This is a genomic window from Massilia sp. TSP1-1-2, assembly GCF_049896185.1.
Lineage (GTDB): Bacteria > Pseudomonadota > Gammaproteobacteria > Burkholderiales > Burkholderiaceae_D > Telluria_A.
Window position 1 is genome coordinate 66,973 of record NZ_JAFCTU010000029.1, and the last position, 8,017, is coordinate 74,989.

Sequence of the window (8,017 nt, forward strand, 5' to 3'; positions counted from 1 at the left end):
CTCGTACCCGCCCCGTTAATGCTACAGTCCATGCTGTATTTTTTCCTGTTCCGGATCACCGCGTGCAGGTAAACTTTTCAACCAGACAGGAGCGGCAATGACGGATGTGGCGGCGATACAGGAACAGGCGGCAGGCGCTGCCGATGCATTGATCAAGCAACTGGCGCCGGCGCTGCCCGACGTCCGTGCCCGCATCGCCGACTTCATCCGCGCCTGCGAACCGCTCGGCCCGCTCGACCATTACAAGGTGTTTCCCGCTCCCGCGCAAGCCATTGTCGCCGCCGTCGCCCAGACCCACGACAGCGCCACGCTGCGCCGCTTCCTGCGCGCCGTGCTTGCCAGCGCCGTGCTGCAGACCGTCAACGGCGCGCGCTTTCGCGCCTTGCCGCCCCGTACCGCCGCCAACCAGGCGCGCCACCTGCTGCGCATTGCCCAAGATGCCGACGCGCAAGCACCGTGGCTGGCGCTGGACCAGGACTTGTTCCAGAAAGAATTCGGGCTGGCCACGCTGCGCCTGTACGCGGCCGGCTCGCAGCTGGTCGACTACCGCTGCGGCGTGCCGCGCTCGACCGTGCTGGCCGAGGGCATGGCGCGCGCATTGCCCAAGCTGCTGACGATGGTAAAGCTGGGCGGCTTTCGTCCGTACTTCCAGATCCACACCCACAAGTTCAACCTCGACGCCTTCCATGAAGCCGGCTGGGAAGAGTGCTACCTGTGCTGCGCCGAGCTGTACGCTGTGCACCCGGAGGTGCTCGGCATGTACGGCAGCAGCTGGTTCTACGATCCGGCGCTGGCGACCATCAGCCCGCGCCTGGCTTACCTGCGCGATACGCCGGGCAATAACGGCGCCGCGCTGATGTTCGTCGTCAAGGGCGGCGATGCGATCAACAATGCCACCGCCACCTCCGCCTCGCGCCGCCAGCTGTACGAGGAAGGCAAGTACGCCCCCACCAACTACATGCTGGTCTGGGGCCGGGATGCGCAGCGCGCCTGGGCCGCGCGCCGCCTCGCCGCTCAGGCTGGCTGAAGCGGATGCGCTTTGCGCAGCAATTTGCGCAGCAACTCTGAAAAGCCGCTCATCTCCGCCTCAAAGTCCAGCATCGCGATGCTTTCGCCATCCAAAAAACGCGGCAGGTAGTGGCTTTGCGTGGCGCTGGCTTGGGTGATCAGGCCCGGCAGGCAGGTGGTGCCTGTAAGAACGCCCAGCCGTTCCAGCACGGGGGAAGCGGCCGCATCGAAATTGCCGCTCGGGTAGCAATAGTGGGTCGGCCTGGGCAGGCCGGCGCCGACGATCGTGTCGCTGCACTGGCGCAAGTCCGCTTCAAACGCGGCCGGGTCGCCCGCCGGGTACAGGTGGACGTGGCCGTGCAGCTCGACCGTGCAACCCTGTTCCGCCAGCGCCAGCAATTGCGCTTCTCTCATGTACTCGAAGCGGCGCGTGGACAGCGCCAGCGCGCTCGACGGCACCTTCAGGCAACTGGCGAGCTGCTCGAGCATGGCGTGTTTGGTGTCCCGCTGCGGCAAGCTGGCGTCGATTGCCGCAACAATGCGGTTGGCCGCCGCGTTGCGCTGCGCCGGGGTGCCCAGTTCGACGCTGCCGTCGGCGCTGCCCAGGCCGTGCAGCTGGACCGACTGCAGGCCCGACTTCCAGATCAGGTAGCGCACCGCCACCGAGGGAATCGCCCACCCTTCCAGGTAGTGGCTGGTGCACAGGTACAGCGACGATGGAATGCCCAGCTTGCCAAGCACCGGCACCAGTTCGCTGGCGGTGGAATACCAGCCGTCGTCAAAGGTGATGGCGGTGGTCAGCGCCGAGCGCGCCGCCGCCGGCCGGCGCGCGCTGGCGGCAGCTTCGGCCAGCGGCACCAGCGTGAAGCCCTTGCGCTTGAGCCATTGCATGCGCTGCGCCAGCATGGCCGAGGAACAAAATAGTTTGGGGTTGTAGCTGCTTTCGTCGCCCAGGCAGCCGCCGTGGTAGCACAGGATGCGCACCTTGGCCGCGGTCAGGCGGCGGCAGGCCGCAAACAGGCCGAGCGCGCGCGCCAGCCAGAATACCGTCAGTTTGATCTTATTCATTGTCGTTCGCGGCAGGACGCCATGGCTGCTCGGGCAGCAAGGGTCCGGCGCGCGCAAAAAAGTGGTGGGTGGGAGCGCCGGCGGCTCAGTATACCCGAGCGCCGCTAAAATGCTTTTTTGATCACGCCCGGCAAGGCTGCGGTGCTGCCGCCATCTTGCCTCAAGCGCTTTTGCTCTGGCGCCCCAACATCCAGCGACCCCATTTGTCGTGCGCGACCTGGGCCGCCATGCGGGGCAGGGCTTGCCACAGCGCGCCCTTGAGCAGCGTGTTGGCAGGCGCCAACGCCGGCAGCGACGCCGCCGCGTGCGCCAGGCCGCAAGCTTCGAAGCGGTCATCATTGTCGTGCAGAAATTCGCACAATTGGACCAGGCGGCGCTGGGTCAGGTCGTGCCGCCGGTTCTGCTCGAACGTTTTGTCTTTGTTGTGCACGTATTCGAACGGATGGGTCAGCACCACCACCAGCGGAATGCCCGCCGCGCGCGCTTTTTCAAGCAGGCTGCGCGTTTCGGCAAAGCTGGAACCGGCAATGGTCAGCGATTTGATGTGGCGCTTGTTGCCTAGCGTCCAGTCGGAAAACGTCAGAACCGGAAATTCGCGCACCCCGTGCCGCTCGTGCTGGCCGCTGTACAGCGTGTAATGAGCGTCGCCGCTGTCGTAAATGGCCACCCCCACATTGGAACTGTAAGGAATGCCGGTCTGCGCCAGCGCCTGGTACAGGTTGTCGTCGTGTTGCAGGTTACCGCTGCGAAAGGCGAGCGGACGCGGTACGCCCCACTCGCTGAACGTGGCAATGCCTTGTTCGATCAGCGCTACCGAACTTGCCACGCTGCGCGCCTTGAAGTCATCGCGCCCGCGCATATTGCGCGACTGGTCCCACCAATCCGCATGCGCAAACAGCGACCAGCCGGGATGGGTATGGAGCTGCACTTCGTGGCCTTCGGCATGGATCTGGCGCGCGATCGGGCCCATGGGGTCGTTCTTGAACCAGAAACGGTGGACGGTCTCGACGAAAAACGTGGCTTGCACATGGTATTTGGCAAACGTTTTGAGCATGAATCCCAGGCCTTCGGACTTGCCGTCGACATTGCACCACACCAGCGGCTCGGCCACCGGACGCCGCTCGGGGTTCGTAAATGCACCAGCAATGCTAAATTCGGTATCGATGGTGATGCAAACACGCGTGCGCATGAGAAATTGGTAGAGAGAAATAATGATGAATGGTAGCACATCATTCTTTGCGCCGACACAAGGTGTGCGTACAAGATCAATATATTTTTAACAAGGAAAATACACGTTTGATGCTGTGAACCTGGCAGGCTGCGAACCGGCAGCCATCGGGGCGGCATTAATTATTTGTTAAGCGAAAAGAGCAAATATGGTATCCTTGAAAACCTTGTGGACGCGGCAAACCGCCATGCGACGTTGATTTTGGATTCCTTATGCACAAGTTTGCCTCCCCCCCTCTCCGCCAGCACCCGCACCCAAGCGCAAGCGACGATTTGCCCGAACTTGCCCTGTCCATCGTTGTCCCGGTCTATAACTCCGCAGTCACGCTCGCGCAGTTGCATGAGCGCTTGAGCGCCGTTCTTGGTCCTCTCAGGCAGCCCTACGAAATCATCCTGATTGACGACGGCAGCCGCGATGGCTCCTGGGCCGCGCTCGAAGCATTGCGCCTGCGCGATCCGGTTCATGTCGTTGCCGTGCAGCTGATGCGCAACTATGGCCAGCACAATGCGCTCATGTGCGGGCTCGACATGGCGCGCGGCGCCGTCATCGTCACCATGGACGACGACTTGCAAAATCCCCCCGAGGAAATCCCGAAACTGTTGGCCGCCATCGGGCAAGGCGACCTCGACCTGGTGTACGGCTGCCCGGACGACCGCCAGCATGCAGGTTGGCGCAATCTTGGTTCGGCCATCGTCTGGCATTTCTATCGCACCGTGTTTCGCAATCCGGTCACGCCCACGCCGTTTCGCGCCATGCGCCACCAGCTGGCCAAGAGCGTCATGTTCTACAACCTGAACTTCACCTACCTCGACGGGCTGCTGGCCTGGTGCACCAGCCGCATCGGCGCCGTCGACGTTGCCCACCATGCGCGCGCGGAAGGCAAGTCGAATTATTCGGTCAGCAAATTGCTGGTCCTGGCGCTGAACCTGTACACCAATTTTTCGCTGCTGCCCTTGCAGCTGGTCAGCGCCATCGGCTTTCTGACCGCGTGCTCCGGCTTCGTGGTCGGCTTTTACTACCTGCTGCAGTATTTGGTGTCGAACATATCGGTGCCCGGTTTCGCCTCCACCATCATCGCCGTGCTGATACTGGGCGGGGTGCAGTTGCTGGCGCTGGGCGTCATTGGCGAGTATCTGGGCCGGCTGCACCTGAACGTCAACCGCAAGCCGCAGTTCGTGGTCCGGCAGCGCAAGGCAGGGGTGGCGGCGGCCGCCATGGCGGAAGTGGAGGCGGAACATGCATAAGCTTATCGACACTCATGCACTGCTCCTGGCGTGGAGCCGCGCGCCGTGGGATGAAGCCGTCTGTGGGTTCGCCGTCATGCAAGTGGACCAGATCGCCGTGCGCAGCGCCGCTGCGCGCGCCGACATGCAGCTGTTCGAACAGGCGCGCGACGCCGCCGGCGCGGGCCTGGTCAGCTGCCGCCTGCTCCACGACCGGCTGGCCGAGTCGATGCTGCTTGAAGCGTGCGGCTTTCGCTTCATTGAAATGATGTATGCGCCGCACCTGGCGCTCGCTGCAGGCGACGTCGTCGACCAAGCGTCCGACCGGGACGCCGACCAGGCCGCTGGCCAGGACGGCGCCCTGCGCATCGTGCGCGCCGGCCCGGCCGACATGGACGCCATCCTGGCGGTGGCGGCCAGCGCCTTCCAGCACGAGCGCTTCAAGATGGACTTCCGGCTCGATGCGTCCATCAGCGACCGGCGTTTCCACAACTGGGTTGCCAACACGCCCGGCCATGCAACCCAGCAACTGTATGGACTGTACGACCAGCAGCGCCTGGTGGCGTTTTTCATCACCGAACTGCAGGCCGACGGCACCTGCTACTGGCACCTGAACGCGGTCGCGCCCGACGCGCAAGGCCAGGGCTATGGCCGGCGCGCGTGGCGCGCCATGCTGGGCCACGCCCGGCAACTGGGCGCGCAGCGCGTGCGCACCAGCGTCGCGGCGCGCAATACGCGCGTGCTGGCGATGTACGCACGGCTCGGCTTTACGCTGCCGGCGCCGTCGATGACGTTCCACTGGGTCAGGGCGTAAGCGGTGGTGCTCACGCTGGTACAGCGCCAGCTGCTGCGCTACGCGGTGGTCGGTGTCGCCTCCAACCTGCTCTGTTACGCGCTCTACCTGGGCCTGACGTGGCTGGGCATGAATCCCAAGCTGGCCATGTCGATCCTGTACGGCCTGGGCGTGCTGCAGACCTTCTTTGCCAACAAGCAGTGGACGTTCGAGCACGGCGGCGCCAAAGGCGCCGTGTTCTACCGCTACTGCACCGCCTATGGCCTTGGCTACGTATTCAATCTGGCGGTGCTCTACCTGCTGGTTGACCGCATGGGCTACCCGCACCAGCTGATCCAGGCCGGCATGATCGTGGTGCTGGCCGCGTGCCTTTTTCTCGCTCAAAAATTCTGGGTATTTCGCGCCCCGGCGCACGCCGCCACTCTCAAGGAATCACCATGAAAATTCCCTTCAATAAGCCCTACATGACCGGCAAGGAACTGTGGAATATTTCGCAGGCCCACGCCAGCGGTCACCTGGCCGGCGACGGCGCTTTTACCAAAAAATGCAGCGCCTGGCTCGAGCAGCGCATCGGCTGCCAGAAAGCGCTGCTGACCCATTCGTGCACCGCGGCGCTTGAAATTGCCGCGATGCTGGCCGACCTGCAGCCGGGCGACGAAGTCATCATGCCGTCGTACACCTTCGTCTCGACCGCCAACGCCTTTGTGCTGCGCGGCGCCGTTCCCGTGTTCGTCGATATCCGCGCCGACACCATGAACATCGACGAGAACAAGATCGAGGCGGCCATCACGGCGCGCACCAAGGCCATCGTGCCGGTCCACTACGCGGGCGTGGCCTGCGAGATGGACGCCATCATGGACATCGCGCGCCGCCACGACCTGCTGGTCATCGAAGACGCGGCGCAAGGCATCATGTCGACCTACAAGGGGCGTCCGCTCGGTTCGATCGGTCACCTGGCGGCGCTGTCGTTCCACGAAACGAAAAACATCATCTCCGGCGAGGGCGGCGCCTTGCTGATCAACGATCCGCGCTTCATCGAGCGCGCCGAAGTCATCCGCGAAAAAGGCACCAACCGCAGCCAGTTCTTCCGCGGCCAGGTCGACAAATATACCTGGGTCGATGTCGGCTCGTCGTACCTGCCGGGCGAAATCGTGGCCGCCTTCCTGTGGGCGCAGATGGAGGAGGCCGATATCATCAACCGGCGCCGGCTCGAGATCTGGGCCAATTACCACCAGTGGTTCGCCAGCCTCGAAAAAGCGGGCAAGGTGGTGCGCCCGACCGTGCCGCGCGAATGCACGCACAATGCGCACATGTACTACCTGCTGCTGCCCGACCTGGCCACGCGCACGCGCGTGATCGCGCGCCTCAGGGAGCGCGGCATCCAGACGGTGTTCCATTACATTCCGCTGCATTCTTCGCCCGTGGGCCGCGAGCTTGGCCGCTCCGCCGACGACATGCGCCACACCGACGCCGCCGGCGAGCGCCTGCTGCGCCTGCCGCTGTGGATCGGGCTGGAAGAGCAGCTGGCCGAGGTGATCGCCGACATCATCGGCGCCATCGAGCAGCACTGACGGCGCCGGGGACGGTGCCTAATGGCGTTGACTTAAGCGCCGGCGGACCCCTTGTCATTTAAGTGTTGTAAACAAAGTTGGACTGTGTTAACTTTCCGACATGAGTCTTTCAGATGCCATTCTGCTTGCAAACGAAGCGCCAGTTCCATTCGATTGGAATCGGTTCGGCGAGCATTTGCCGTTTGATTGGATAGAGGAAGCGCTAGCAGAAAAAGGCAAAGCGAGCATTCGGCATCGGCGATTACCGGCCCAGCAAGTGGTCTGGCTGGTGATCGCGCTGGCGCTCTACCGGCATCGGTCGGTTCGTGAAGTGCTCGCTGAACTTGATTTGGCCATGCCAAACGAAGCGTCGCCATTTGTCACCGATGGCGCGGCAACGAAGGCGCGCCGACGCCTTGGTTTCGAGTCCGTCGAGTGGCTTTTCCGCAAGTCGGCCAAGGCTTGGAGCGATCAGGACAAGGAATCTTTCCTGTTTAACGGCCTGGCGCTTTTTGCGATGGACGGCACCTCTCTTCGCACCCCCGACAGCGTGGCCAATCGTGCTCATTTTGGCGCGCAGCGCTACGCCAAAGGAACTGTCTCCAGCTATCCCCAAGTACGCGGCGTGACGTTGACACATGTACCGACCCATCTCGTGGTCGACGCGCAGTTTGGCCCCTACGCCAAGACGGAAAAAGCCTACGCGATGGAAATGGTCGACAGCATCGGCGACAACTCGCTAACCATTGTGGACAAAGGCTTTCTTTCCGCAGAATTGTTATGCCGCCTGGCAGCCAACGGATGCAATCGCCACTTCCTTATACCAGCCAAGAGCAACACTGCTTGGGTGGAAATCGAAGGTGATTCAGATGACGCGATTGTGGAAATGAAGGTGTCATCGCAGGCGCGCCTGAAGGACCCTGAACTGCCAAGAAAATGGCGGGTTCGCGCCATCGCGGTGATCAATGAAGCGGGTGAAAAGCGCTTCCTGCTGACCTCCTTGACTGATCGCATCGCGTTCCCGGCCGCACAGCTGATCGCCTGCTATGGCCGCCGCTGGAACATCGAAACTAGTGTAGTGCGTCATAAATAATAAGACTTATTATATATATGCATGTATCCTTGTCATATGGAGGGGAAATCATGC

General features: G+C 62.8%; 8 protein-coding genes. 6 read left to right on the forward strand and 2 right to left on the reverse strand.

Annotated elements, in window-relative coordinates:
- The first annotated feature begins 97 nt into the window (after positions 1-97).
- Positions 98-1,027 carry a hypothetical protein gene (locus tag ACP7BV_RS21155; RefSeq protein WP_426106597.1) on the forward strand — a complete coding sequence of 310 codons (930 nt, stop codon included), beginning with the start codon at positions 98-100 and terminating at the stop codon, positions 1,025-1,027.
- Here the strand turns inward: ACP7BV_RS21155 and ACP7BV_RS21160 are convergent.
- A complete protein-coding gene (locus ACP7BV_RS21160; protein WP_426106598.1) occupies positions 1,015-2,076 on the reverse strand; it encodes a polysaccharide deacetylase family protein in 1,062 nt (353 codons plus the stop codon). The two genes, ACP7BV_RS21155 and ACP7BV_RS21160, sit on opposite strands and share 13 nt — an antisense overlap.
- A 160-nt stretch (positions 2,077-2,236) precedes the next feature.
- Positions 2,237-3,265 carry a polysaccharide deacetylase family protein gene (locus ACP7BV_RS21165; protein WP_426106599.1) on the reverse strand — a complete coding sequence of 343 codons (1,029 nt, stop codon included), beginning with the start codon at positions 3,263-3,265 and terminating at the stop codon, positions 2,237-2,239.
- A 251-nt stretch (positions 3,266-3,516) separates the two neighbouring features.
- On the opposite strand from ACP7BV_RS21165, the gene ACP7BV_RS21170 reads away from it, so the two are divergent.
- From ACP7BV_RS21170 to ACP7BV_RS21190, 5 genes are all read left to right on the forward strand, one after another.
- Positions 3,517-4,548: a glycosyltransferase family 2 protein gene (locus ACP7BV_RS21170; protein WP_426106600.1), complete on the forward strand. Its 1,032-nt coding sequence runs from the start codon at positions 3,517-3,519 to the stop codon at positions 4,546-4,548.
- On the forward strand, positions 4,541-5,341 hold the full coding sequence (locus tag ACP7BV_RS21175; protein WP_426106601.1) for a GNAT family N-acetyltransferase: 801 nt from the start codon (positions 4,541-4,543) through the stop codon (positions 5,339-5,341). Before ACP7BV_RS21170 ends, ACP7BV_RS21175 begins: the two co-directional genes overlap by 8 nt.
- Positions 5,342-5,347: 6 nt before the next feature.
- A complete protein-coding gene (locus ACP7BV_RS21180; protein ID WP_426106603.1) occupies positions 5,348-5,761 on the forward strand; it encodes a GtrA family protein in 414 nt (137 codons plus the stop codon).
- Positions 5,758-6,891: a dTDP-4-amino-4,6-dideoxygalactose transaminase gene (gene rffA, locus ACP7BV_RS21185; RefSeq protein WP_426106605.1), complete on the forward strand. Its 1,134-nt coding sequence runs from the start codon at positions 5,758-5,760 to the stop codon at positions 6,889-6,891. The genes ACP7BV_RS21180 and rffA overlap by 4 nt, the downstream gene beginning before the upstream one ends.
- A gap of 100 nt (positions 6,892-6,991) precedes the next feature.
- On the forward strand, positions 6,992-7,963 hold the full coding sequence (locus tag ACP7BV_RS21190; RefSeq protein WP_426106606.1) for an IS4 family transposase: 972 nt from the start codon (positions 6,992-6,994) through the stop codon (positions 7,961-7,963).
- Positions 7,964-8,017: the final 54 nt, after the last annotated feature.

What these genes read in the sequence shown, in the direction of transcription:
- ACP7BV_RS21155 (WP_426106597.1), top strand. Translation starts at nt 98, where the DNA reads ATGACGGATGTGGCGGCGATACAGGAACAGGCGGCAGGCGCTGCCGAT.
- ACP7BV_RS21160 (WP_426106598.1), bottom strand. Translation starts at nt 2,076, where the DNA reads ATGAATAAGATCAAACTGACGGTATTCTGGCTGGCGCGCGCGCTCGGC.
- ACP7BV_RS21165 (WP_426106599.1), bottom strand. Translation starts at nt 3,265, where the DNA reads ATGCGCACGCGTGTTTGCATCACCATCGATACCGAATTTAGCATTGCT.
- ACP7BV_RS21170 (WP_426106600.1), top strand. Translation starts at nt 3,517, where the DNA reads ATGCACAAGTTTGCCTCCCCCCCTCTCCGCCAGCACCCGCACCCAAGC.
- ACP7BV_RS21175 (WP_426106601.1), top strand. Translation starts at nt 4,541, where the DNA reads ATGCATAAGCTTATCGACACTCATGCACTGCTCCTGGCGTGGAGCCGC.
- rffA (WP_426106605.1), top strand. Translation starts at nt 5,758, where the DNA reads ATGAAAATTCCCTTCAATAAGCCCTACATGACCGGCAAGGAACTGTGG.
- ACP7BV_RS21190 (WP_426106606.1), top strand. Translation starts at nt 6,992, where the DNA reads ATGAGTCTTTCAGATGCCATTCTGCTTGCAAACGAAGCGCCAGTTCCA.